General features: G+C 57.7%; 22 protein-coding genes. 21 read left to right on the forward strand and 1 reads right to left on the reverse strand.

Annotated features, from left to right (window positions below; translation table 11 throughout):
- Positions 1-69 precede the first annotated feature (69 nt).
- The 14 genes from I6I94_RS00400 to I6I94_RS00465 all read left to right on the forward strand — a co-directional run bounded on the left by I6I94_RS00400 (position 70) and on the right by I6I94_RS00465 (position 16187).
- On the forward strand, positions 70-1092 hold the full coding sequence (locus I6I94_RS00400; protein WP_201620743.1) for a potassium channel family protein: 1023 nt from the start codon (positions 70-72) through the stop codon (positions 1090-1092).
- Between the two features lie 156 nt (positions 1093-1248).
- On the forward strand, positions 1249-1815 hold the full coding sequence (locus I6I94_RS00405; protein ID WP_023132992.1) for an HIT family protein: 567 nt from the start codon (positions 1249-1251) through the stop codon (positions 1813-1815).
- A gap of 406 nt (positions 1816-2221) precedes the next feature.
- Positions 2222-3046: a hypothetical protein gene (locus I6I94_RS00410; RefSeq protein ID WP_201620744.1), complete on the forward strand. Its 825-nt coding sequence runs from the start codon at positions 2222-2224 to the stop codon at positions 3044-3046.
- Between the two features lie 61 nt (positions 3047-3107).
- Complete coding sequence (locus I6I94_RS00415; RefSeq protein ID WP_128087823.1) at positions 3108-4151, forward strand: hypothetical protein; 1044 nt, start codon at positions 3108-3110, stop codon at positions 4149-4151.
- A 158-nt stretch (positions 4152-4309) separates the two neighbouring features.
- Complete coding sequence (locus tag I6I94_RS00420) at positions 4310-5596, forward strand: Mur ligase family protein (RefSeq protein ID WP_094757960.1); 1287 nt, start codon at positions 4310-4312, stop codon at positions 5594-5596.
- A gap of 3 nt (positions 5597-5599) precedes the next feature.
- Positions 5600-6364 carry a type 1 glutamine amidotransferase gene (locus I6I94_RS00425; protein WP_006887113.1) on the forward strand — a complete coding sequence of 255 codons (765 nt, stop codon included), beginning with the start codon at positions 5600-5602 and terminating at the stop codon, positions 6362-6364.
- A gap of 98 nt (positions 6365-6462) precedes the next feature.
- Positions 6463-7221 (forward strand): YebC/PmpR family DNA-binding transcriptional regulator, encoded by a 759-nt coding sequence (locus tag I6I94_RS00430; RefSeq protein ID WP_006887169.1) that lies wholly within the window; start codon positions 6463-6465, stop codon positions 7219-7221.
- 118 nt (positions 7222-7339) lie between these two features.
- On the forward strand, positions 7340-7996 hold the full coding sequence (gene ruvC / locus I6I94_RS00435; protein WP_126500074.1) for a crossover junction endodeoxyribonuclease RuvC: 657 nt from the start codon (positions 7340-7342) through the stop codon (positions 7994-7996).
- A gap of 182 nt (positions 7997-8178) precedes the next feature.
- On the forward strand, positions 8179-8802 hold the full coding sequence (gene ruvA, locus I6I94_RS00440) for a Holliday junction branch migration protein RuvA (RefSeq protein WP_201620745.1): 624 nt from the start codon (positions 8179-8181) through the stop codon (positions 8800-8802).
- A 208-nt stretch (positions 8803-9010) separates the two neighbouring features.
- Positions 9011-9997 carry a Holliday junction branch migration DNA helicase RuvB gene (gene ruvB / locus I6I94_RS00445; protein WP_023133001.1) on the forward strand — a complete coding sequence of 329 codons (987 nt, stop codon included), beginning with the start codon at positions 9011-9013 and terminating at the stop codon, positions 9995-9997.
- A 232-nt stretch (positions 9998-10229) separates the two neighbouring features.
- Positions 10230-10610, forward strand: coding sequence for a preprotein translocase subunit YajC (gene yajC, locus I6I94_RS00450; RefSeq protein WP_201620746.1), 381 nt, complete (start codon positions 10230-10232; stop codon positions 10608-10610).
- An 83-nt stretch (positions 10611-10693) separates the two neighbouring features.
- Positions 10694-12388 (forward strand): protein translocase subunit SecD, encoded by a 1695-nt coding sequence (gene secD / locus I6I94_RS00455; protein WP_128087821.1) that lies wholly within the window; start codon positions 10694-10696, stop codon positions 12386-12388.
- Between the two features lie 2 nt (positions 12389-12390).
- Complete coding sequence (gene secF / locus I6I94_RS00460; protein ID WP_006887160.1) at positions 12391-13482, forward strand: protein translocase subunit SecF; 1092 nt, start codon at positions 12391-12393, stop codon at positions 13480-13482.
- Positions 13483-13781: 299 nt separating this feature from the next.
- Entirely contained in the window at positions 13782-16187 is a 2406-nt protein-coding gene (locus I6I94_RS00465; protein WP_126926420.1) for a RelA/SpoT family protein, read from the forward strand.
- Between the two features lie 90 nt (positions 16188-16277).
- Here I6I94_RS00465 and I6I94_RS00470 read toward each other — a convergent pair whose 3' ends face one another.
- Positions 16278-17549: a DUF349 domain-containing protein gene (locus tag I6I94_RS00470; RefSeq protein ID WP_128087819.1), complete on the reverse strand. Its 1272-nt coding sequence runs from the start codon at positions 17547-17549 to the stop codon at positions 16278-16280.
- A 362-nt stretch (positions 17550-17911) separates the two neighbouring features.
- Between I6I94_RS00470 and hisS the strand changes: the two genes are divergently transcribed.
- The 7 genes from hisS (at position 17912) to I6I94_RS00505 (ending at position 24411) form a co-directional block, all read left to right on the forward strand.
- A complete protein-coding gene (gene hisS / locus I6I94_RS00475; RefSeq protein WP_128087818.1) occupies positions 17912-19279 on the forward strand; it encodes a histidine--tRNA ligase in 1368 nt (455 codons plus the stop codon).
- Between the two features lie 142 nt (positions 19280-19421).
- Positions 19422-21200, forward strand: a complete 1779-nt coding sequence (gene aspS, locus I6I94_RS00480) for an aspartate--tRNA ligase (protein WP_201620747.1) — start codon at positions 19422-19424, stop codon at positions 21198-21200.
- Positions 21201-21353: 153 nt separating this feature from the next.
- Positions 21354-21881 carry a P-loop NTPase family protein gene (locus tag I6I94_RS00485; RefSeq protein WP_128087817.1) on the forward strand — a complete coding sequence of 176 codons (528 nt, stop codon included), beginning with the start codon at positions 21354-21356 and terminating at the stop codon, positions 21879-21881.
- 33 nt (positions 21882-21914) lie between these two features.
- Entirely contained in the window at positions 21915-22349 is a 435-nt protein-coding gene (dtd, locus tag I6I94_RS00490) for a D-aminoacyl-tRNA deacylase (RefSeq protein WP_128087816.1), read from the forward strand.
- A 71-nt stretch (positions 22350-22420) separates the two neighbouring features.
- A complete protein-coding gene (gene relB / locus I6I94_RS00495; protein WP_128087815.1) occupies positions 22421-22633 on the forward strand; it encodes a type II toxin-antitoxin system RelB family antitoxin in 213 nt (70 codons plus the stop codon).
- Between the two features lie 43 nt (positions 22634-22676).
- On the forward strand, positions 22677-22898 hold the full coding sequence (locus I6I94_RS11555; RefSeq protein ID WP_408015308.1) for a type II toxin-antitoxin system RelE family toxin: 222 nt from the start codon (positions 22677-22679) through the stop codon (positions 22896-22898).
- Between the two features lie 58 nt (positions 22899-22956).
- A complete protein-coding gene (locus tag I6I94_RS00505) occupies positions 22957-24411 on the forward strand; it encodes a replication-associated recombination protein A (protein WP_128087813.1) in 1455 nt (484 codons plus the stop codon).
- Positions 24412-24427: the final 16 nt, after the last annotated feature.

Genomic DNA, 24427 nt, shown 5'->3' on the forward strand with positions numbered 1-24427 from the left:
AGGTTCACGCACGAACCTGCGGTTCACAGCAGACCTGCTTCAACGAAGAACGTGTAAGGACTGGGCAGCATGGCAGAGGCAAACGGCGCAGAAACACCACACACCGGTACCGCACCCGAGCCTGAAAACACTTCCTTAGGCCCCTCTTCAACTCGGTTTTCCGAACCGGAACAGGCCCGCCGGCCTAAGATTACCCGCGGCGAAGAAGGGCTCACCGAATGGGAGCGCAGCACCGATAAACCGCTTTTTATTGCCTCGCTCCTGTACCTTATCGCCTACGCCGCGCCCATTGTGAGCACACGCATTAGCACGCCGATTGATGGTGTTCTCAATATTCTTCAAATGATACTGTGGGCGCTTTTCGCGGTTGATTATTGTGTGCGGCTCTACCTGGCGCCCCGGCGCATCTACTTCCTCACGCACAACCTGATGAACCTTGCTATTGTGCTTCTGCCAGCCTGGCGTATTGTGAGTTTCTTGGCGATGCTCCACATGACCGCCAACCGCCAGTACAAACTGCTCTCAGAACTGGCCGTTAAACTTTTCGGGTACACGCTGATCTTTGTGATTATGGCGGCCCTGGCCGTCTTCTCCATTGAGCAAGACGCCCCCGGTGCCCTCATTAAAGACATTTGGACGGCGTACTGGTGGACTCTCGCAACACTGGCGACTGTGGGCTACGGCGATGTGTACCCGGTGACCGTCTCCGGCAGGGTTATTGCCGTGGTCGTTATGATTTACGGGGTCGGCCTGTTCGGTGTGATCACCGGTGCGCTAGCCACCTGGGTGATCGAAAAAATTAGCGGAGTCACCGAAGAAGACCACGCCGCAACGAAAGCCGATATTGAGGCACTTCACGCCGAAATCGCCGAGCTGAAGGCGATGCTCGCCATCCGTATGGGAGACGGTACGGTACACCGCCCGCCCGAAGAACTCACCCAGGAATTTCTTGCCTCCCGGCGGGGTGCCCCCGATACCGCAGAGGACGACACCCATGAGCCTGAACAGCCCATGGAACTCATCGAAGAGACCAAACAGACGCTCACCGTGATCCGCCAGAAAATCGCGGTGCGCCTGCGGCGTGATTCTTAAACCCCGCACCTATGCGACGGCTGGGGAGAATCGTAGGCTGGACAGTGCGCTCTAGTGCCCTGCCGGGTTATGGGGCCGCCTGCGGGAACACCAGTTATTTCTACAGACACCGGGCGATAGCGCCCCCACAGGTGCGCCGTGCGGTTTAATAGAGACATGAGCGAGAACCAGAATGCCCACACCACGAACACCGCCGATGACTTCGAGTTGCCCGGCGTGCCCGATGCGTTCCAGCGGCTCTGGACACCGCACCGTACCGCCTACGTGAGTGGCGGGCAGCAGGACCACACCGAAAAAACCTGCCCCTTCTGCACCGCGCCCTCACGCAGTGATGAGGAATCGCTCATTGTATACCGTGGGGAGCACACCTTCGCTCTGCTCAACCTGTACCCCTATAATCCGGGGCACCTGCTCATCTGCCCGTACCGCCACATTCCGCTGTACGACCAGGCAACCGAAGAAGAAACCCTCGAAATGGCGCACCTGACTCAGCGCACCATGCGGGTTCTGCGCAAAGTATCCCATAACGACGGGTTCAACATTGGTATGAATCAGGGCAAAGTCGGGGGAGCGGGCATAGCCGACCACCTGCACCAGCATATTCTGCCCCGCTGGAGCGGCGACACCAATTTTCTGCCCATCATTGCGCACACAAAAACCATGTCTCGCACCCTTGACGACATGCGCCAGATAATCGCCGACGGGTTCGCTCAAACCCAGTAATTGTGCAGGCACAGAATAAGGAAGACTGTGGGTAATTCAACCCCCGCGTTTCCTTGTTAAGACAGAAAAGCAGGCGTACAATAAATCGGTAAGTTGAACCTCTACAGAAGGGTAAACTGTGCTGTTTAAAACCCCGCAAAAAACCAGACACAGAAAAAGGCTGCTAGCGCCCAAAATCTGCCGCACCCCAGCCTAAATACCCACCCCTGAGCATTATTTTTCACGGGCAGAAAGTGCCCGCAGCCACGAGTGAAACGCATCATGCTAAAACCACGGTGTCAGATTATTTTTTGAACCGTAAAGTATGGCATGATATATAACGGCGAAACCACCCGTACCGCCGCCCCCAAGGTTCCTTCCGGACCTTCCCACCCAGCTGACCGCAAACCAACCACGAAAGCCGCCGATGAGCCCCCGCATCCCCACAGGTAAACGACCCCAAATTACCCGAACAATCACCAGTTTCACGATCGTAGCCTGCCTGCTTGCAACCGCCGGATGCGCCGAATACGTCGACGAAGAAACCGACGCATCAGGTACGATCAGCACCTCCGCATCACACACCCCCTCAGCGAGCGCATCAGCCAAATCCAGTGTGCCGCTCACCAAAGAACGCCCCGCACCCACGCTGCCTGATGGTTCACCCGCCCCGCTGAGCAGCACGGAGCTTGATAACTACTACGCCGGTAAATTCATACCGCCCACCGATAAGCACCCCGTCTACAATATGGGTGCGCCGGTGCTTTCAGACACCGTAAAATCCCGTGAGCTTGACGGGGTAGACGCACTCATTAAATACATGGGCGAAACCTACCGGTACACTGCGTACACTAATACGGAAATTGAGAACTACACCAAAAACGTGTACGCCCCCGACTATCAGTACGATAAATCCAGTGAAAAAGACGAACGTACCGACAAAACCCCCGACGGTCAGAGCAAAAACGATAATGAGCTGCGCGAAGCAGGGTACTGGGTTGGTGAATATAAATACACCATGAAACGTGTGGCCGATTCAGAAAAATGGAGCGACGATAAAAAAGAAGTCACCATTGCGGTACGGCACAAACGCAACACCTACACCTGGTACAACAAAGATAGCGGCCAAGCCGATAACCGGTACTACTCGTGGGGTATTCAAGAGGACTTCAATATGACCCTCGTGTACGTGGAAGACCAGGGGTGGAAAGTAAAGAAGGTAGACTCGCTCCGCTCCAAGTGGCTGAAGTAGCCGCGCACCCGGCTCATGGGGGGGGGTATTAGAACCTGGTGGGAATAGGTATGCTGGGAGGATGACGCCCCTGAACCTGCTCGATAGTGCGGCCCCGCCCGGCGGCGGCGACCGGGCGCTCATCTGGCGTGAGCTGCGGTGGGTTGAGCGCCAGCCCGTTCTTGAAACGGAACCCCTCACCGCGGCGGCGGGGGAGCAGCACCCCAGCGGTGAGCGCATCCGCATACCGCTTACCCCCGGCGCTTTTCTTGGGCTGCGGCTACTGGCTGATACCGCTGGTGAACACTTGCGCTACTGCGCCGGGTACTTTGCGAGCGGGCCATCCGGCGAGAACACGAACACCCCAAACACGGGTGCGCCCCGCCGGGTGCCTTGCCCAGAAGGAGCACGCATCCGCGGCGGTAAACAATGCGAACGATGCGCCGCCCGCGACGAGTTCACGGCCCTTCACGCCGCGCACCTGCACCCCGGCACATTAACCCCGGGGATGCGAGCCTACGCGGCGACACCGCACCGGCTCTACATTGCCACATTCCCCGACGGGACCAGCAAAGTAGGCACCAGTTCCCAAGCCTCAACCCCGCGCCGCCTCGACGAGCAGGCGCCCGCTGTCGCAACCTACATAGCCCAAGCACCTGACGGGCTGAGCGTGCGTGAAGCCGAAGACGCTGTTACCCGCATCGGCGGGGTGCCGCAGGTGAAACAGACACCCAGCAAATACCGTGCCTGGCTTAACCCGCTGCCAAACAGCACAATACGCAGCGTCCACCAAGAAACCTTGAAAACTGCCCGGGAGGCGCTCACCCACGCGCAGCTGCGCGTCCCTCTTACCCCGCTGCATGAGCCGTGGGAGCCCTCACCTGCCATGGCCCGCCCCTACGCGGCCCTGCGAGCTGGCAGCCCCGAACCGCTCGGGCAGTTCCCCAGCGTACTTTCCACAGGCGCCGCAGGGTTTTACTGCACCGGTGCGGCCGGGAAATTCATGACCGCCCACACCGGCGATCCGGCCGCCGCCCTGCTGGTAAACACGGCCGAAATCGACAACCTAGCCTTCACCGTGAACCACGACATAAGCACCGTAAATATTCAAACGGCTCTCTTCTGAAATCACCCAGAAAAATTATTACTGCTCCCGCGAAAACGCACCGGGAAATAGCGGCACGCGCCGTTGTGTGCATGGCACAACACATAAAAGGCCGCCGCCAACACCCGCAAAGTAAGCAACGCCATACCGTGCAATTACACAGTGCGGGAGGGTATAAAATAGTGTGCATGTCAAAACCCCTCATTCGTTTGCTCGGCCAGGGCGTACGCTACGCAAGTAAACTGCGCGGCGGCGGTTCCGCATTCCCCGGCCTCGTCATGGAAAAACTGCACCCCGAATTCGTGGCCGAAGAACTCGCCAAACTGCCCTACGGCGTGGTCGTTGTCTCAGGCACCAACGGCAAAACCACCACCACCAAAATGACGGTGCAGCTGCTCGAATCGCAGGGGCTTAAAGTCTTCACCAACCGCACCGGCTCCAACTTCGTGCGCGGCGTGGCGGCGGCCCTCCTGGGCGCAATGAGCCTCACCGGAAAACTCGATGCAGACATCGCCGTACTCGAACTAGACGAGGCGCACGCCGTGCACTTCGTCAAAGCCGTCAAACCCGACTATGCGCTGCTGCTGAACGTGCTGCGCGATCAGCTTGACCGCTTCGGCGAAATCGACACCACCCGCAGGATGCTCTCCACCGTAGCCGCCGCAACCACTAAAACCGTGGTGCTCAACCGCGAAGACCCGCGCATCCGTTCCCTCGCTCAAGCCGTGCAGCCTGGCACGAACATCAGCTACTTCGGTCTGAACGACGAGCTGCGCTCATACTTCCCCTCAGACGACGAGCTGCGCAGCGGTGTGGGCGCACGCTCCGCCGACCTGCCCGACTCAGACGTGACCCTCACCGCCTTCTCCGGCAGCAGCGCAACCTTCAACCTGGCGGGCCAAAGCATCACAGGGCAGATTAACCTCTACGGCATCTACAACATTTTCAACGCCGCCGCCGCAATGGCCCTCACCCGCGCCGTCATGGGCGAAAAACTCAACCAAGACGCCCTCGTGAACGAGCTGGCAAAAATCACCCCCGCATTCGGCCGCGGCGAAACCCTCAACGTGAACGGGCGTCCGCTGCAGCTGCTGCTGGTGAAAAACCCCAGCGGGTTCCGCCTCTCACTGGCCAGCGCAAACTCCCACGACTACGCCACCATGATCACCATTAACGACCAGTACGCCGACGGGCGTGACGTCTCCTGGCTGTGGGACGTAGACTTCCACGACCTAGCCGCCACCGGCGTGAAAATGGTCTCCGGAGTGCGCGCCTGGGATATGGCGCTGCGCCTAGAACACGACGGCGTACCCGTAGAAGACGTGCAAGAAGACCTAGACGACGCCCTCCGTTCGTTCATCGCCAACAGTGGGCAGGCGCCCATGCGTATCTTCTGCACCTACACCTCAATGCTCGCCCTGCGCGAAGAACTCGGAAAAATCACCAACGTCGAAAGGGTTTCCTAAGCCATGACCCACACCATCGCCGGAACCCCCGCCGCCGGGCCGAACAACGGCAAAACTCTGCGTATCCTGCAGCTGTACCCCAAAGACATGAACATTTACGGCGACTGGGGCAACACGCTCTCACTCGCACGCCGCGCCCACGCCCACGGGTTCGACGTCGACATTATCGACTACAACCCCGGCGACGAATTCCCCCAAGACGTCGATATTATTATTGGCGGCGGCGGCCAGGACTCCGGGCAGACCGTCATCCAAGAGGACCTGCACGCCAACTCCGAACACTTGAAACAGCTCGCCGAAGACGGCACCCCCATGCTCGTCATCTGCGGCCTATACCAGCTGTTCGGCAAAGAATTCCGCACCCGCGAAGGGGAAGTGCTCAAAGGCATCGGGATCTTCGACGCCCACACTGTAGGCGGCGACGAACGACTGATCGGCAACATTGTTGAAGAGTCCAAAGACTTCGGAACCATCATCGGGTTTGAGAACCACTCCGGGCTCACCTACCTGGGCTCCGGGTGCACCCCGCTCGCTGCCACCGTCACCAAAGGCGAAGGGAACAACAAAGCAGAAACCCATGAGGGCGCGCGCGTGCACAACGTGATCGGCACCTACCTGCACGGCTCACTACTGCCCAAAAACCCCAAAATCTCTGACTACCTGATCGAGCAGGCCGCCAAACGTAAATACGGCGAATTCACCCCCGCCACAATCGACGACACACTCGTGAACAAGGCACGCGCATCAGCGATGAAACGCCCCCGCTAAAACTACTGCCAGCGCACATCAGCCGGTATAGTTGAAAAGTATTGACGCGCGGCCACCCACGTGCGCCCGCACAGAACATTAACGTAAGGGAGAAACGAATGTCGGGTCACTCCAAATGGGCCACCACCAAACACAAGAAAGCCGCGATTGACGCCAAGCGCGCGAAGGCATTCGCCAAATTCATTAAGGCAATCGAAGTAGCCGCCCGCATGGGCGGGGCAGACATTGCAGGCAACCCCGCACTCGATCTTGCCGTGTCGAAAGCAAAAAAGAACTCGGTGCCCAACGACAATATTGACCGCGCCATTAAACGCGGTGCTGGGCTGACCGGCGAAACCATCGACTACACCGAAATCATGTACGAGGCACGCGGCCCGCAAGGCACCGCACTGTACATCGAGTGCCTGACCGATAACCGCAACCGTGCCGCATCAGACGTGCGCCTGGCCGTGACCCGCAACGGCGGCACCATGGCAGACCAGGGCTCCGTGGCGTTCCTCTTCGAGCGTAAAGGCGTGGCCGAAGTAGCAAAAACCGACGGGCTCACCGAAGACGACGTGCTCATGGCCGTGCTTGATGCAGGCGCCGAAGAAGTACTGGACGAAGGCGACGTGTTCACCGTCGTATCCGCCGCAACCGACCTGCCCGAAATCCGCAAAGCACTGGATGAAGCGGAACTGGAGTACAACAACGACGACCCCGTATTCCGCCCCACCATGCAGGTAGACCTCGACCTTGACGGCGCCAAAAAGTTCCTCAAACTCGCGGATGCGGTCGAAGAACTCGACGACGTCCAGAACGTCTACTCCAACGCAAACGTTTCCGCAGAGGTTATCGCCCAGCTAGAAGCCGAATAAGCACAAAACGCACGAGTGCCCGGACACACCCCGCACACGCGGGCCGTGAGCCGGGCACCGTACTCTATCTGGGCGCACCCCGGAGGGGACAGCCAACGACAGCATAAGGAGAAACCGGATGAGCGAAAACCACCCGCTTGCCCCCGAGCCGCGCGTACCCGGTGCCACACGCATTATGGGTATCGACCCGGGCCTGACCCGCTGCGGCATCTCCATGCTCGATATGACCGCCGACCGCAAAGCCTACTTCGTGAACGTCGGTATCGCCGGAACCCAGGCGGCTGAGGCGCTGGATCAGCGTATTTTGCGCATATTCAACGCCACCCAACAGTGGATTAAAGTGTATAAGCCAGATGCGCTCGCTATTGAGCGAATCTTCGCCCAAGAACAGGTCAATACTGTGATCGGTACCGCGCACGCCTCCGGGGCGGTGATTTCTGCGGCCGCAATGCTTGGGGTGCCCGTGCATTTTCACACCCCCTCCGAGGTAAAGGCGGCGGTCACCGGCTCCGGGCGGGCCGATAAAGGCTCCGTGGGGCGGATGGTAACCCGCATCCTAGGCCTTGAAAAAATGCCGAAACCGGCGGATGCTGCCGATGCGCTCGCTATTGCCATCTGTCACGGGTGGCGCGGCGGCGGCATCGGTTCGGGTATTAATATGGCGGCGCACACCCAGACTCACCAGGGGTCCCGGCCTGTGCAGGCTGCCCGGGGTGCGGCGCTCACTCCTGCGCAGCGGGCGTGGAAAGAGGCGGAGGCGAAGGCCCGCAGGTAGGCGACCCAACACATTTTTCGATACTATTTTCGAATATAGCGTGCGCGATTTTCCTGTTATTCTCAAGTATTTTTCGCGGGCGGGCCGTCATGTGGTTGATTTCAGAAGATATATTCTAATATACTGGAGGTGCGCGCCCTGCTCACAGCAACGGTACCTAGTGCGCCCTATGAGAGGAAACTATGATTGCGTCACTCACCGGCAGAGTAAGCCATGTAGGTCTCGACAACGTCATCCTCGACGTCAACGGGTTTGGGATGCTTGTGCACGCCACCGCCCGTACGCTCGCTGGCCTGCACCTGGGGGAGACCGCCACGGTGCTCACCAGCATGATTGTGCGCGAAGAATCTATGACGCTCTACGGTTTCGCTGAACCCGCCGAACGTGAAGTGTTCGATATGATGCTCTCCGTCTCGGGAATTGGCCCGCGTATTGCATTGGCTGTGCTGAGCGTGCACACCGCCAGCGAGGTGGAGCGCGCCGTGGCCACAGGGGATGATAAAGCATTCACCAAGGTTCCCGGTATTGGCCCCAAGGGTGCGCGGCGTATTGTGCTTGAGCTGGCGGGCAAACTAATTCTTAGCGAAAGCCAGGGAGAAGAAGCAGCCGCCCCCCAGGGCGGGCTGGCATGGAAACCGCAGGTCCTTGATGCCCTCACCTCCCTGGGCTGGACTGAAAAAGACGCTAATGCCGCGATTGACGCCTACGTGACCCACAACCCGGGCGCCGAGAATGAGGCGGTAGGCGCGGCACTTCGCGGGGTGCTTGCCTCCTTAGGAGCACAAAATACTGTTGGGCGGCGCTAACGCACGGCGGAACACACCCTACCACGGGGAGCACACCGCACCCGGTGGTGCGTACGGTAGTATCGGATAGAGCCGCCGCAGCACGCTCAGGCACGAGAGCTACAGCATCTACAGAGGATAAGAACACGTGACAGATAACCCCTATGAGCCTACGCCGTCGGGCGGTTACGCACCCGGTCAGGTGCCCGGGCAGCAGCGGCTAGTTGCCATGGAAGAAGAACCCGAAGAAAAAATGATTGAGGCGGCCCTGCGCCCCAAATCGCTTGGTGACTTCGTGGGGCAAAAAAGGGTGCGGCAGCAGCTTTCCCTAGTGCTGGAAGCCTCGAAAATGCGGGGCCGCAGCGCTGATCATGTGCTTCTTTCCGGCCCTCCCGGGCTTGGCAAAACCACGCTCGCCATGATTATTGCCGCTGAGATGGATGCCCCTTTGCGCATCACCTCCGGCCCAGCTATTCAGCACTCCGGCGATTTAGCGGCCATCCTCTCGTCGCTAACCCCCGGCGAGGTGCTTTTCCTGGATGAAATACACCGCATGAGCCGCCCCGCCGAAGAAATGCTGTACATGGCGATGGAAGATTTTCGCGTGGATATTGTGGTTGGTAAGGGAGCGGGAGCCACCTCCATCCCCCTTGAACTACCGCAGTTTACCCTGGTGGGTGCCACAACCCGTGCCGGGCTGCTCCCCGGGCCGCTGCGTGACCGTTTTGGGTTCACCGGGCATCTGGAGTTCTACTCCGTGCCGGAGCTTGAGCTGGTGCTACGCCGCAGTGCCGGTCTGATGGATATGAGTATCACCAGTGAGGGGTTCGCAGAGATCGCGGGCCGTTCACGCGGCACACCGCGTATCGCTAACCGGCTGCTCCGCCGTGTACGCGACTGGGCCCTTGTGAATGATGTACCCAATATTAACGCCCACAATGCGGCAACCGCCCTTGACATGTATGAAGTGGATGAGCGCGGGCTGGACCGCCTGGACCGCGCCGTTCTTGAATCGCTCATCCACAAGTTCGGTGGGGGACCGGTGGGGCTATCCACCCTGGCTATCGCCGTTGGTGAAGAAACCGAGACCGTGGAGACAGTAGCCGAACCCTACCTGGTGCGTGAAGGGCTGATCGGCCGCACCCCTCGCGGGCGTGTGGCGCTGCCTGCCGCGTGGGAGCACCTGGGGCTAGAAGCCCCCGATATTAACCTGTAGCATCGAAATATCCCCCTAGCACGGAACGGTCATGCTGTTTTCAGTGGGGAAAACATCACCGTGGCAGGGTAGTTTCTCAAGAAAAACTGCGGCTGAGCGCATAACCGATAGGGAAAGACTGTGCTCTCGCGTAGGATGGGTACAGTAGAGAAACTATGAACACAGGCGCGTCACCATCCTATACACCCCGGGTAGGGCGACGCCGGGGACACGTCCCTACAGAGAGGACACCATGGATATTACGATGATACTTCTCGCCGTTTTTGTGCTCTTCATGATCTGGAGCATTTACAGCGGCACTAAACGGCAGAAAGCACAGATGCAAGCCACCCAGACTATGCAGGAAAACCTGCGTGCCGGTGATGAAATTATGACCCGTGCCGGGCTGTACGGCACCATCGTCTCAACCGACCATGAAAACCGTAAAGCACTTGTGGAGATCGCCGAGGGAACGATCATCACCATTAGCCTGGACGCTGTTGCCACCGTGGTGGATGTTGCGGAAGAAGAACCGGTGGAGGCTAAGGAAGAAGTCGTGGAAAGCACCGAGGGCAAAGACACGGCGGAAGACGAGTCACCCGAGAAGCCTGCCAAGGGCTACGACCTCAATTAATAAAGACAATAATCGGGAATAGCACCCTAGAACGGGTGCTATTCTTGCTGATTGAGAAGATAAAAATCTAGTAAGGGGCATACATGGCTAAGCGTTCCCCGCTTACAGCTGCACGAGGCGCCCTCGTCTCAATGGTTTTGCTCATGATTGTGATGGCCGCGGGTATTTTCGGCACCACCCACGCGGGCGGGTCGTGGGGCCCGAAACTTGCGCTTGACCTCTCGGGCGGCACGCAGATGATTCTCTCACCCAAAGTTAACGGGTCGCAGAATGAATCTGTCAGCCAAGAACAGCTAAACCAGGCAGTTGAAATTATCCGTCAGCGCGTCGATGGCGCGGGCGTCTCCGAGGCGGAGGTTACCACCTCCTTCGGTTCGGGCAATAACGTGGTGGTTTCCGTTCCGGGCACTATTAGCGCCGAAACCCGTGCGCTCATTCAGGCTTCTGCGAATATGTCGTTCCGCCCTGTGCTGGCCTCGGGTTCAGGCGCGGCAACCCCGCAAGAGAGCCGCACCCCGGACGATAAGCTCCCCAAACCGGACGCGGAACCTAAAGACAACTCGGATAAGAACTGGATTACCGCCGAGTTGCAGAAAGAATACGAGGCGAAAGACTGCACCGCCGGGCATAATGAGGATGCTGAAAACCAGGATCCCGGAAAACCGATTGTGGCCTGCTCCACCGACGGTACCGAAAAGTACATCCTGGGTCGTGTTGAGCTCAGCGGTAACGATATTGCAACAGCCTCGCACTCCCAAGAAAGCAGCGGCCAGGGCGTGACCACCGGCCGCTGGGGCGTGAACATTGAGTTTAAAGACCAGGGGGTTACCACTTTCAAAGATGTGACCTCCCGCCTGAACTCGATCCGTGGGCAGAACCCCGCCGACCCGCGCAGCCGGTTCGCTATTATGCTTGACGGTAAGGTGCTGTCCTCCCCAACGTCCCAAGCTGTTATTTCAGACGGTAAGTCACAGATCACCGGTAACTTCACTGAGGACCAGGCCAAAGCCCTGGCCGACCAGCTCAAATACGGTGCACTGCCGATTAGTTTCAGCATCCAATCTGAGCAGCAGATCTCGGCAACCCTCGGCTCTGAGCAGTTGAAGGTGGGCCTGCTGACCGGTCTCATCGGCTTGCTGCTGGTGTTCATTTATTCGCTGTTCCAGTACCGCCTGCTCGGGTTTGTGACCATGGCATCGCTGATCGTGGCGGGTATTATCTCGTACGAGGCGATTGTGCTTCTGGGCTGGGCGTTGAACTACCGCCTCTCTCTGGCAGGTGTTGCGGGCCTAATTGTTGCTATTGGTGCCACGGCCGACTCGTTCATTGTGTACTTCGAACGTATTCGTGATGAGATACGCGCCGGACGCACCATCCCTTCCGCTGTGAACCACGGCTGGAAGCGGGCCTCCCGCACCATCCTCGCTTCGAAGGCTGTGAACCTGCTGGCAGCAGTGGTGCTGTACGTGGTGTCGGTGGGTTCTGTGAAGGGCTTCGCCTTTACCCTGGGCTTGACTGCTATCGCCGACCTGATCGTTGTGTACCTGTTCACTCACCCCACCCTGACCCTGCTGGCGAATACCCGCTACTTCGGTAAGGGGTACCGTCATTCGGGCCTCTCGCCCGAGTCGCTGGGCGCAACCCCGCTGTACCGTGGCGCCGGTCGTTTCCGCAAACCGGATGAAGACTATGTGAGTATCGCAGAGCGCCGACGTGCCGCCCGTGCCGCCGAGGATAAAGACGTGACGGGCACCCCTGAAGAAAAGAAGGAGGCGTAACCATGACCGAGGTAAAGCCTAACGTCTTCGCGCGGTTCGGTAATGACCTGCACTCGGGCAAACGCTCCTACCCGTTCATTGGCAAACGTAAACTGTGGCTGATGATAGCCGCCGCGCTCATGGCGGTCTCAGTGATCCTTCCGTTGGTCGGTAACGGGTTCAACCTGGGTATCGATTTCCGTGGCGGTTCGGAATTTGTGGTGTCGAAGGCTTCTCATACGGAATCCTCCACCGGGGAGAAAATCGTCAAGGAGAACGTCCCGGACGCCTCCGACGTGCATGTTACCCATATTGCCCCCGGCACTGTTCGGGCGCAGATGAGTAAACTCAGTGACGAAGAGACCCTCAAAGTGAAGAAAGCCCTGCAGGATGCGTACGGCGTCAGCGAAAACGACGTGACCTCATCCTATGTGGGTCCCACCTGGGGTGCTGATGTGACCCGGCAGGCGCTGTGGGGTCTGGTGGCGTTCGTGATTTTCGCGCTGATTGGTATGGCGTTCTACTTCCGCACCTGGAAGATGTCTGTCGCCTCCATTGCGGGCTTGTTCTTTACCGTGGTGGTCACCGTGGGTATTTACGCGGCGTTGGGCTTCGAAATCACCCCGAGCGCGATTATTGGTTTCCTAACGATCCTGAGCTACTCGCTGTACGACTCCGTTGTGGTTTTCGATAAGATCCGTGAGAACACCGAGGACATTATGGACCGTAAGGATGCGACCTTCGCGGAGGAAACGAACCTAGCGGTTAACCAGACCCTGGTGCGTTCCATTAACACCGCGATCGTGGGTGTGCTCCCCGTTGGGTCCATCCTGTTCATTGGTGCGTTTATGCTTGGTGCGGGCACTCTGCAGGATCTTTCCCTCTCGCTCTTTGTAGGTATTCTGGTGGGCATGTTCGGCACTCTGTTCGTCTCGGCACCGCTGTACGGTATGCTGCGGCTGGGCGAGAAAAAGATTGTTGGGCAGCGGCAGAAGGTGGAGTACTTCCGCGCCCACGGCGGGGAAGAAGAGACCGACTCCGACAACGAGTCACAGCAGAAACCCGTGAAACGTTCAAAGCCGAAGATTGAAGTGAATGTCGTGAATTTCGATTAGTTTCACTCACCGGTCTTGAAGGTAAGGGGCTAGCATCATCCAAGATGCTAGCCCCTTATGCGTGCCCTTTAGTGCACCAGGGTTGCCCAGCTGCTGAGAGGCCAAAAAGCGTGCGGGCGCGCACCATATAACCGGGCACAGTTTGCGACGTATCGTCAAGGTTGGGTAGCATAACAAACACACAACGGGTTTTCTCGTGTGGATGCGCGCCGCCATGCACAACAAGGCGTCGCGTAAGGGGCCGACGAAGCACCCCACCGCTACCAGGCCAGAAAACTCGCAGGAGGGAAAAGGTAAAAATGGTCGTAGAATCCCACAATACCCCCGAAGACAGTAGCGTGGTTCCTCAAACCGCGCCGAAAAAGAAACCGGTGCGCGGTTCGCACCGCGTTATGACCGCATCCGGGCGTGTGCCTAACCGGCTGGTTTTCGGCAGGCGCATCGCTAAAAATCTTGACCCTGGTACATCACAGACACATTTCTCGCCAATGATCGCCCCGGTGGTGCGGGCCCTGCGCAAATACCATCCTGAGGAGGACATTCAGGTTCTTCAACGTGCCTTTGAGGTGGCCAATAGGCACCACCGCGGGCAGAAACGTAAAAGTGGCGACCCGTACATTACTCACCCGGTTGCCGTGACCGCGATCCTCGCGGAGATGGGCGCCACCGGCCCCGTGCTGGCGGCCGGGCTGCTTCATGACACGGTAGAAGACACCGACTACACGATGGAAGAGCTCACCGCAGAATTTGGGGAGGAAGTCGCCTACCTGGTGGATGGGGTGACTAAGCTCGACAGGATGACCTACGGTGAGCGTGCCTCCATTGAGACCATCCGTAAACTGGTGCTGTCGATGAGTAAAGATATTCGTGTGCTCCTCATTAAACTTGCGGACCGTCTGCACAATGCACGCACTTGGCGTTTTGTGGCGGCGGCCTCGGCGGCCCGTAAAGCCGAAGAGACACTAAAAATCTATGCCCCCTTAGCACACCGACTGGGTTTGAACACGATTAAATGGGAGCTTGAAGACCTGTCATTTGCGGCGATGAGCCCCGATATTTACGCTGAGATGGTGCGCATGGTGGGGGAGCGCACCCCAAAACTTGAGGCGTTTCTGGAGGACGCCCGCGCTAAAATCTCCGAGCGGCTAACCCAGATGGGTCTTGAAGCCATGGTGACTGGCCGGCCTAAACACTACTACTCGATTCATCAGAAGATGAAAACAAAGGGCCGTAGTTTTGACGAGATTAATGACATTCTTGCGGTGCGCATTATGGTGGAAGAGGAGAGCGAATGCTACACGGTGCTGGGGCATATCCTCTCGCTATGGCCGTCAATGACAGGCCGGTTTAAGGACTATATTAAAAACCCAAAAAACAATAACTACCAGTCGCTGCATTTAACGGTGTACGGGCCGGGGAACCTGCCGTTAGAGGTGCAGATCCGCACCTATAAGATGCATGAAGAAGCCGAATACGGGGTGGCTGCGCACTGGCGGTATAAGGCGGCTTCACGCGGTGAGCAGGTGAGCAACGCCAAGCACGAACCCGGCACCCAGACCGCAGCAATGAACGTCGGTATTTTGCAGGCTATCGCCGAAATTTCTAACTCTAACCCCGAGTCCGATAAGTTCTACGAATCTCTCGCTGACACCCTGGACACCGACGAGATTGTGGTGCTCACACCCAACGGTGAGGCTATTGCGCTTCCCTCCGGCTCAACCCCGGTTGATTTCGCGTACGCTATTCACTCTGAGGTGGGGGACCGAACCGTCGGGGCGAAAGTAAACGGCCGTCTGGTACCGCTTCACACGATGCTGCCAACCGGGGTGACCGTGGAAATTATGACCACGAAGGATGAGGAGGCAGGACCCAGCGAAGACTGGCTGAAGTTCGTGCGTTCCTCACGGGCCCGCACAAAGATCCGCCAGCACTTTGCGAAAGAACGTCGCCTTGAGGCGCTGGACCGTGGGCGTGAGGCGCTTACGAAGAGCATGCGCAATAATGAGCTGCCGCTGCAGAAGATGATGAGCCCTGAGCTGATGACCCAGGTGGCGCAAACTCTGCATAAGAACGATGTGGCAACCATGTACCGGGCTATTGGCGAGAACGAGCTGACCACAAAGCAGGTTATTGACACCCTCATTGACCTGTATAACGGGGAGCAGCAGGACGAGCCGACTGTTGAGGTGAGCGACTTTGACGAAACCCTGCTGAAGCAGACCCGCAGCGCGGTGAGCGACAACGGTGTGCTGGTGCCGGGGGCTGAGGGTGTGCTCACGAAGATCGCCCGCTGCTGTAGCCCGGTCCCGCCCGACGACATTATTGGCATGGTCACCCGGCTCAACGGTATTTCGGTGCACCGGCGTGACTGCCCGAATATACTGAACCTGGATGAGGAGCAGCAGCCGCGTTTAACGGAGGTTCAGTGGGCACCCACCCCCAGCAGCACCTACCGGGTGCAGATTCAGGTGGAGGGACTTGACCGTAAGGGCCTGCTCAATGACCTCATCCGTGCGATCTCAGATTCGGGTGTGAGTATTGTGGATGCGCGCGTGCATACGTCCGAAGACCACATAGCGGTGGACAGGTTCACGGTTGAACTGGGGGACAGGTACATGCTGGAGCATGTGGTGAACGTAGTACTGAACGTTGACGGCGTGTATAAGGCGTACCGTCTGACGGGCTCTAAGCCGGCGCACGCATAAGAGGGTGCCTTTTTATACACGAACGGGGCGGCTCACACACTCTTGCGGTAGTGTGGTGAGCCGCCCCGATACGGTTGGCGCTCTTAGGCGTTAGCCTTCAAACCCTTCCAGGGTGGCTGCCCAGGCGCGGCGGGCATCCAGTGCCTCCTGCGCCTTAGCGATCTTTTTCTCATCACCCGATGCCTGGGCCTGAGCCAGCTCGGTTTCCAGCTTGGTGAGGGAATCCTGAATCTGCGCAAGCAGCGAGTTTGCCCGTGCGGTTTTCGCGGGGTCGTTCTTCTTCCACTTCGCAGCCTCGGCGCCGTGAATCTCGTCCTGGATTTTACGCAGCTCAGAGTCGATGCGGCGCATATCGGCACGCGGCACGCGGCCTGCTGCATCCCAGCGGTCAAGGATCTTATCGAACGCGGCTTTAGCGGCGGCAATATCGGTTACCGGAAGAAGCCCGCGGGCTTCAACCAGTAGCGCTTCTTTCACCTTCAGGTTGTCGGCATAGGCCGCATCCTGCTCAGCTTCGGCAGCGTTACGGGCATCAAAGAAGACATCCTGTGCAGCACGGAAACGGGCCCACAGTTTATCGTCCTCCCGGCGGGAGCCGCGCGGAACTTTCTTCCACTCGCGCATAAGATCGCCGTAGGCGCGGGAGGTATCAGACCAGTTGGTGGAGCTTGAGAGCTCTTCCGCACGGGAAATCAGCTCTTCCTTGGCGCGCTTAATGCGGGCGTTGCGCTCATCCAGCTGGGAGAAGTGCGCGCGGCGGTTACGGTCGAAGGTGGTGCGGGCGGTACGGAAACGCTTCCACAGCTCGTCCTCCACCGACTTGGGCAGGTGGATTTCCCGCTGGGCCTGCTTCCACGCATCAAACAGTTCGTTCATGCGCGCGTGCGAGTTCTTCCAGTGAATCTTCTCGGGATCCTGCTCCACAATCGACTCGGCTTCAGCCACGATCTCTTCACGGGCTGCCAAGGCGCGTTCACGGTTGGCGGCACGGTTCTGCTTCTGCTGCTCAGCCAGCTCACCGATGCGTTCGGTCAGGGCTGTTAGCCGCTGCTGCATACCGGCGTAGTCGCCCACCATGTTCCGCTCGGCAATCTGCGCACCGATTGATTCGATACCCTTCTGAACATCGGCGGCGGGAGCGTTGTTTTCGATGCGAGACTCCAGCAGGGTCACCTGCGCCTCAACGTTCTCGAACTTGCGGGCAAAGTAGGCTAGCGCCTCCTCTTCTGAGGCGTCAGGCAGCTGGCCTACCGCGTACTCTTCGCCTTCAACAATGACGAATACGTGGCCGTCTTCAGAGACGCGCCCAAACTTGCGGGCCTTTTCGAGGTTCACAGCAATGTCGTCGGATTTAATGGTCACCGCTATAACTCTTTCACTAGGGGCGTCGTACCGTGTTAGGGTGCTACGCCGAGGTTCATGGTGCGCGCGTACGGGGCGGCTTTGAGGGTGCGCACCGTGTCATCAGGATGCGCGCGCATCTATACAGCATAACGGGTGCCGGGTGTTTAAACACACCGTTACACGCCAACCCGGACGCGGGTCACAGGGTGAGATGCGCGACGCCGCGAAGCACACGTGGCGAGCTGGTGGTTCAGGTCTGCAGAAGGCGGCGTCGGGTTCGCTAGGAGCGCATCCTTGTTACTATTAAGAAGATTGTGCCCCGCAAACACTTTGCTCATATAGCACAACCGATTATTGCAACCTCAAGGAGAAGAAACACTATGGCTCGCAAGGCATCGCTGTCTGGTTTTCCGGAGTATTTACCGGCTGAACGACTTGTTGAGAACCACGTTCTTGATACTCTGCGTACGACCTTCGAGCTTCATGGTTTTTCCTCAATTGAGACCCGCTCGGTTGAGACTATTGAGCAGCTTCTTCGCAAGGGCGAGATCGATAAGGAAGTGTACGCGATCTCTCGCCTGCAGGATGATAACGGCACCAAAGCTAAAGAAAAGCTTGCGCTGCACTTCGATTTGACCGTGCCTTTCGCGCGATACGTGGTTGAGAACGCCGGGTACCTGAATTTCCCGTTCTCTCGCTACCAGATTCAGAAAGTGTGGCGCGGCGAACGCCCGCAGGAGGGGCGTGCACGCGAGTTTACCCAGGCTGATATTGATGTTGTGGGTGATGGCGAACTGCCTTTCCGTTATGACGTGACCCTCGCCCTCGTTGTTGTGGATGCGCTCTCAAAACTCCCTATTCCAGATTTCAAACTTCGGGTGAATAACCGCAAACTTGCGGAGGGTTTTTATCTTGGGCTGGGGCTCACCGATACAGCCGCGGTGCTGCGTTCCATTGACAAACTTGAAAAAATTGGCGCGGATGCGGTGGCGCAGGAACTTCAGCGTGAAGCTGGTGCCTCTGAAGAGCAGGCTCAGGCAGCCCTAGAGCTTGCTCAGATTCGTACCGAGGATTCATCTTTTGTGGCCCAGGTCCGTGAACTCGCTGAACGCTACGAGGCTGAGCATGAGCTTCTTGATCAGGGTGTTGCCGAGCTTGCCGAAGTTATTGATGAGGCTGCCCGCCGCGCCCCCGGAAAAGTTCTCGCCGATCTCTCTATTGCGCGCGGGCTGGATTATTACACCGGTACTGTCTACGAGACTGTGCTCGTGGGGCATGAATCGTTGGGGTCGATTTGCTCGGGCGGTCGGTACGAGTCACTAGCCTCGAACGGGAAGAAAACCTATCCCGGAGTTGGGCTCTCGATTGGGGTGACCCGTCTGGTGGCACGCATCCTCTCACAGGGGTTTGCGCAGGCTACCCGTAAGGTTCCCTCAGCGGTGTTTATCGCCCTCACTAATGAAGAAGGCTGGTCTGCCGCTAACGATGTTGCCGATGCGCTTCGGGCGCGCGGTATCGCCTGTGAAGTTTCGGCGAACGCAGCCAAATTTGGTAAGCAGATCAAATACGCTGAAAAACGCGGTATTCCCTTCGTATGGTTTATTTCGACGGGGGATAACGGCGAACTGGCGCACGAGGTGAAGGATATCCGTTCGGGGGAACAAGTTGCTGCGGACCCCGCGAGCTGGATGCCGCCAGGAGAAGACCTGAACGTGCGTGTAGTGCCTGCCGAGAGCATCGGCTCATAAAATATTGCGGATGTCGCCACACTATAGTGCGTGGCGGCATTACAATGGGACAATGCGCACGCAGTGTGCGTATCTTAAAAATCAAGCGCATGCACCCGGCTACTGTCTATAGTCGTGAGGTGCCTGCAATGAAAGGAATGCAGTGCTTCGCACCCATACCAATGGCGAGCTCACCGCCGCCAACATCGGAGAAACCGTAACCCTCACCGGCTGGGTAGCTCGTCGTCGTGACCACGGCGGCGTGGCTTTCGTCGATTTGCGTGATCGCGCGGGCGTTACCCAGTGCGTGTTCCATAACGAAGATGATTTTGAGCACCTGCGTAATGAGTACGTTCTGCGTGTAACCGGTCAGGTGACCAAGCGCCCCGAGGGAAATGAAAACCCGAATCTTGCAACCGGCGAAATTGAGGTTGAAGTTTCTGCGGTTGAGGTTCTCAATACTGCGGCACCGCTTCCATTCCAGATTGACGAGCATGTTGAGGTTGGTGAAGAGGCGCGTCTGCGTTACCGTTATCTCGATCTTCGCCGCCCCGAACCTGCTCGCATCATGCGCCTGCGTTCTGATGCTAACCGCGCGGCACGCAACCTGCTTGCTGATGACGGCTACCTTGAGGTTGAAACCCCCACTCTTACCCGTTCGACACCCGAAGGTGCCCGTGACTTCCTGGTTCCTGCGCGTTTGGCACCTGGTTCTTGGTATGCGTTGCCGCAGTCACCTCAGCTGTTTAAACAGCTCCTGCAGGTGGGCGGCATTGAGAAGTACTACCAGATTGCTCGATGCTACCGCGATGAGGACTTCCGTGCGGACCGTCAGCCTGAGTTCACTCAGCTCGATATTGAGGCATCCTTCGTAGACCAAGACGACATTATTGACCTGGGCGAACGCATTATTGAGGCCGTCTGGAACCTGATTGATGTGCAGGTTCCCCGTCCTATTCGCCGTATGACCTATGCCGAAGCGATGGAGAAATACGGTACCGACAAGCCAGATCTGCGTTTTGGTCTTGAGCTGACCGAACTTACCGATTACTTTGCCAACACCACGTTCCGTGTGTTTAAGGCTCCCTACGTGGGTGCCGTGGTGATGCCCGGTGGTGCTTCTCAGCCGCGCCGCACCCTGGATGCATGGCAGGAATGGGCAAAGCAGCGTGGTGCGAAGGGCCTGGCCTATGTCCTCGTGCAGGAAGACGGCGAACTGACCGGCCCTGTTGCGAAGAACATCACCGATGAAGAACGCGCGGGTCTTGCCGCAGCAACCGGGGCCAACCCGGGGGACTGCATCTTCTTCGCCGCCGGTGAAGCTAAGCAGGCGCGTGCTCTGCTGGGCGCTGCCCGTGTTGAGATCGGCCACCGTACCGGTCTTATTAAGGACGGCGAGTGGTCGTTCCTGTGGGTAGTAGATGCGCCTCTTTTCGAGTCTGCCGCAGAGGCCACCGAGTCAGGAGATGTCGCGCTGGGGCACTCCGCATGGACTGCCGTGCACCACGCCTTCACGGCGCCAAAACCCGAGTTCTTGGATACCTTTGACAAGGATCCAGGTTCGGCGCTGGCATACGCCTACGATATTGTCTGCAATGGTAACGAGATCGGTGGCGGTTCTATCCGTATCCACCGCCGTGACGTGCAGGAACGTGTTTTTGCGGTCATGGGAATTGGTGAGGAAGAAGCACAGGAGAAGTTCGGCTTCTTGCTGGACGCCTTCAAGTACGGCGCACCTCCGATGGGCGGTATCGCATTTGGATGGGATCGCATTATCTCGCTTCTTGCGGGGGTTGATTCGATTCGCGAGGTTATTGCCTTCCCGAAGACCGGTAACGGCTATGACCCGCTGACTGCCGCACCCGCGCCGATCACGCCGCAGCAGCGTAAGGAAGCAGGCGTTGATTTCAAGCCGAAGAAGAAGGACGAAGACGAGAAGTAATTCTTGTCTGAAAATCCCCGCGCGTGAGCGCTGAGGGGAGAGCGGGCTGCAGCTACACACGGGTGTATGCGCAGCCCGCTTTCGTCGTTTCGGTGCGTATTCGTGTATGGGTTAGTTATTCTGGGAAAAGTCCCCGCACGAAAGGCAGGAGCTATGCGCATCCTCATCGCTGGCACAAGCGGCAGCGGTAAAACTACATTTGCCCAAAGACTCGGCGCGATTTTAGGCATACCGCATACCGAAATGGATTCTTTGTACTGGGGTGCGAACTGGACGCCCCGCCCCAGTTTTGAAGCAGATGTGGATGAACTCGCGGCGCAGGATTCGTGGATTACAGAATGGCAGTACTCTCAGGTACGTGAGCGTCTTCTAGAACGTGCTGATACCGTCATTTACCTGCATTATCCGAGATGGTTTGTTGAGCAGCGGGTTATTCGAAGAACCCTGCACCGAGCAGTGACTCGTGAAGAACTTTGGGCCGGAAATACTGAGCCGCCCCTGTGGAGCGTTTTTACTGATCCCGAAAATATGATTCGCTACACCTGGAGCAGCTACCCTAAATATGAGCCTCTGATGGCCGAAGCACGCAGGAAACATCCTGACAAACGATATATCGAATTCCGGACACCCCGCGAAGCAGAGAAATTTCTGCAAGCGGTACAGCTTCGCGGAAATATCTGAATATTTTAGAAATACCGAAAGGCAGAGCAACCCATGCGAGTTATTTTGCAGCGTGTAAGCCGCGCATCCGTGCGTGTAGAGAATAAGATCGTTGGGGCGATTGAAGAAACCGGGTATCTTGCACTCGTCGGTATTACCCATGAGGACGGCGAGACCCAGCTGGCTAAAATGGCGGATAAGACCGCTAACCTGCGCCTTTTTGAGGGTGAAAAATCCGCACTTGAGGTCGATGCGCCCATTCTTGCCGTTAGTCAGTTCACGCTCTACGGAGATGCGAAAAAAGGCAGGCGCCCGTCGTGGTCGAAAGCGGCTCCGGGCGCTGTCAGCGAGCCGCTTTTTGAGGCTTTTGTTCAGAAGCTCCGTAATACCGGGCTGCGTGTTGAGACGGGAATTTTCGGCGCCGATATGCAGGTTGAACTCGTTAATGACGGACCAGTAACCCTCATTCTCGATAGCGAAACCCTCTAAGATACTTGACATAATGTAATACAATGTATTACATGTCTACACAGATACAATCTAAAACAAAAACAGCAGTAATGCGACTCAGCCCCGAGCTCAAAGAACGTTATGAGGCGTTGGCGCGCCATACTGATCGTCCAGCTTCGTACTACATGCGGCTTGCGATGGAAGAAAAAATTGCAGAGTACGAGCACATATACCTGATGAAACAAGAGGTCGAAGATTACCGCGCGGGCAAGGTAGCGGCCATACCGTTTGACGATCTAATGGGGCATCTACTTGACGACTAATCAGAACTGGGACGTACAAGTTCTACCTACTGCCGCGAAGACGATGAAAAAACTAGACCCACAAGTTCTTCGCCGTATTCGTAAAGATATTAACCAATTACGAACAATGGAGGAACCATGGAGGGCATGCAAAGCCCTTTCCGGACCTCTCGCCGGGTACTGGCGACGTCGGGTAGGGGATTATCGGTTGATGATGTACTTTGAACGAAATCAGTTGGTGATTGTACTTACAGATGTGGGGCACAGGTCTTCTATTTATTCATAGAAATGGGGCAAACTTTGGTGCTGAGGCAGGCACATCGGATAACCGGTAGAGTTGAAGCATGGCAGATTCGCTTTTTGACCTTGGCCTTCCCGATGACGAGGACCGCGTCAAGTTTATAGCACCCACCCCCGCCAGCGCGCGCTCTAGTGCCCCACTGGCGGTGCGGATGCGTCCGCAGAACGTGGATGAGGTGCTCGGGCAGGCGCATCTGCTGAACCCTGGGTCGCCTCTGCGGGTACTCGCCGGAGCAGATCATGCCGGGCCAGCCGGGCCCGCATCCGTTATTCTGTACGGCCCTCCCGGCACCGGAAAAACCACACTGGCGCATGTCATCGCACGCGCACCGGGGCGTAAATTCGTCGAACTTTCCGCTATTACCGCCGGAGTTAAAGACGTTCGCGCTGTTATGGACCAAGCCCTTTTAGACCGTGACATGTACGGCACCACAACAGTGCTTTTCCTTGACGAGATCCACCGGTTTACGAAGGCCCAGCAAGATGCGCTGCTGCCTGGGGTTGAAAACCGCTGGGTTATTCTTGTGGCGGCGACGACGGAAAACCCCTCGTTCAGCGTGATTTCGCCTCTTCTGTCACGTTCGCTTTTGCTTCGAGTGCATTCTTTGGAGCCAGCCGACATTGAGTCTTTAATTAACCGAGCGCTCGAAGACCCCCGCGGGTTCAACGGTGCCGCAGTAATTGATGAAGATGCCCGTGCCCACCTTGCCGCAGTATCCGGTGGCGATGCGCGCCGCTCGCTAACATCTTTAGAGGCCGCAGCCGCCATAGCCTTCAGCGAGAATGAGCAGGCCGAATCCCCGGACGAGAACACAGATCCTGGGGGAGAGACCACCCCCAGCAAGCCTGTACGCATCACTCTGGCACATGCCCAGGAAGCCGTTGATCGTGCTGCCGTTCGCTACGATAAAGACGGCGATCAGCACTACGACGTGATTAGCGCCTTCATTAAATCTATACGCGGTTCCGATGCTGATGCCGCCGTCCACTACCTGGCGCGCATGCTCGAAGGCGGCGAAGACCCGCGCTTTGTGGCGCGGCGCATTATGATTGCGGCGAGTGAAGATATTGGTCTTGCCGATCCGCAGGCGCTTCAAGTGGCGACCGCCGCTGCCCAGTCGGTGGCGCTGGTTGGTATGCCAGAGGCGCGCATTATTCTGTCGCAGGCGGTGATCTACTGTGCTTTAGCGCCCAAATCGAATGCGGCATATGTGGCTATTAATAAGGCAATAGCGGATGTGCGCGCCGGGCTTTCGGGGCAGGTTCCGGTTCATCTGAGGGACGCCCACTATGCGGCCGCAGCCGACTTGGGACACGGTGACGGATATATTTATGCGCACGATGAGCCGGGGCATGTGGCGGCTCAGCAGTATATGCCGGATACTTTGCGGGGCAAGGTCTACTATGAGCCCACACCGCACGGGTTTGAGCGAACTCTGACTGAACGGCGTGAACGTATCCGTGAAATCCTTGACCGGGCAAACGGTGCAGGCGCATAAGATACGCCTATAATAA

Source organism: Rothia aeria (assembly GCF_016726365.1).
Lineage (GTDB): Bacteria > Actinomycetota > Actinomycetes > Actinomycetales > Micrococcaceae > Rothia > Rothia aeria.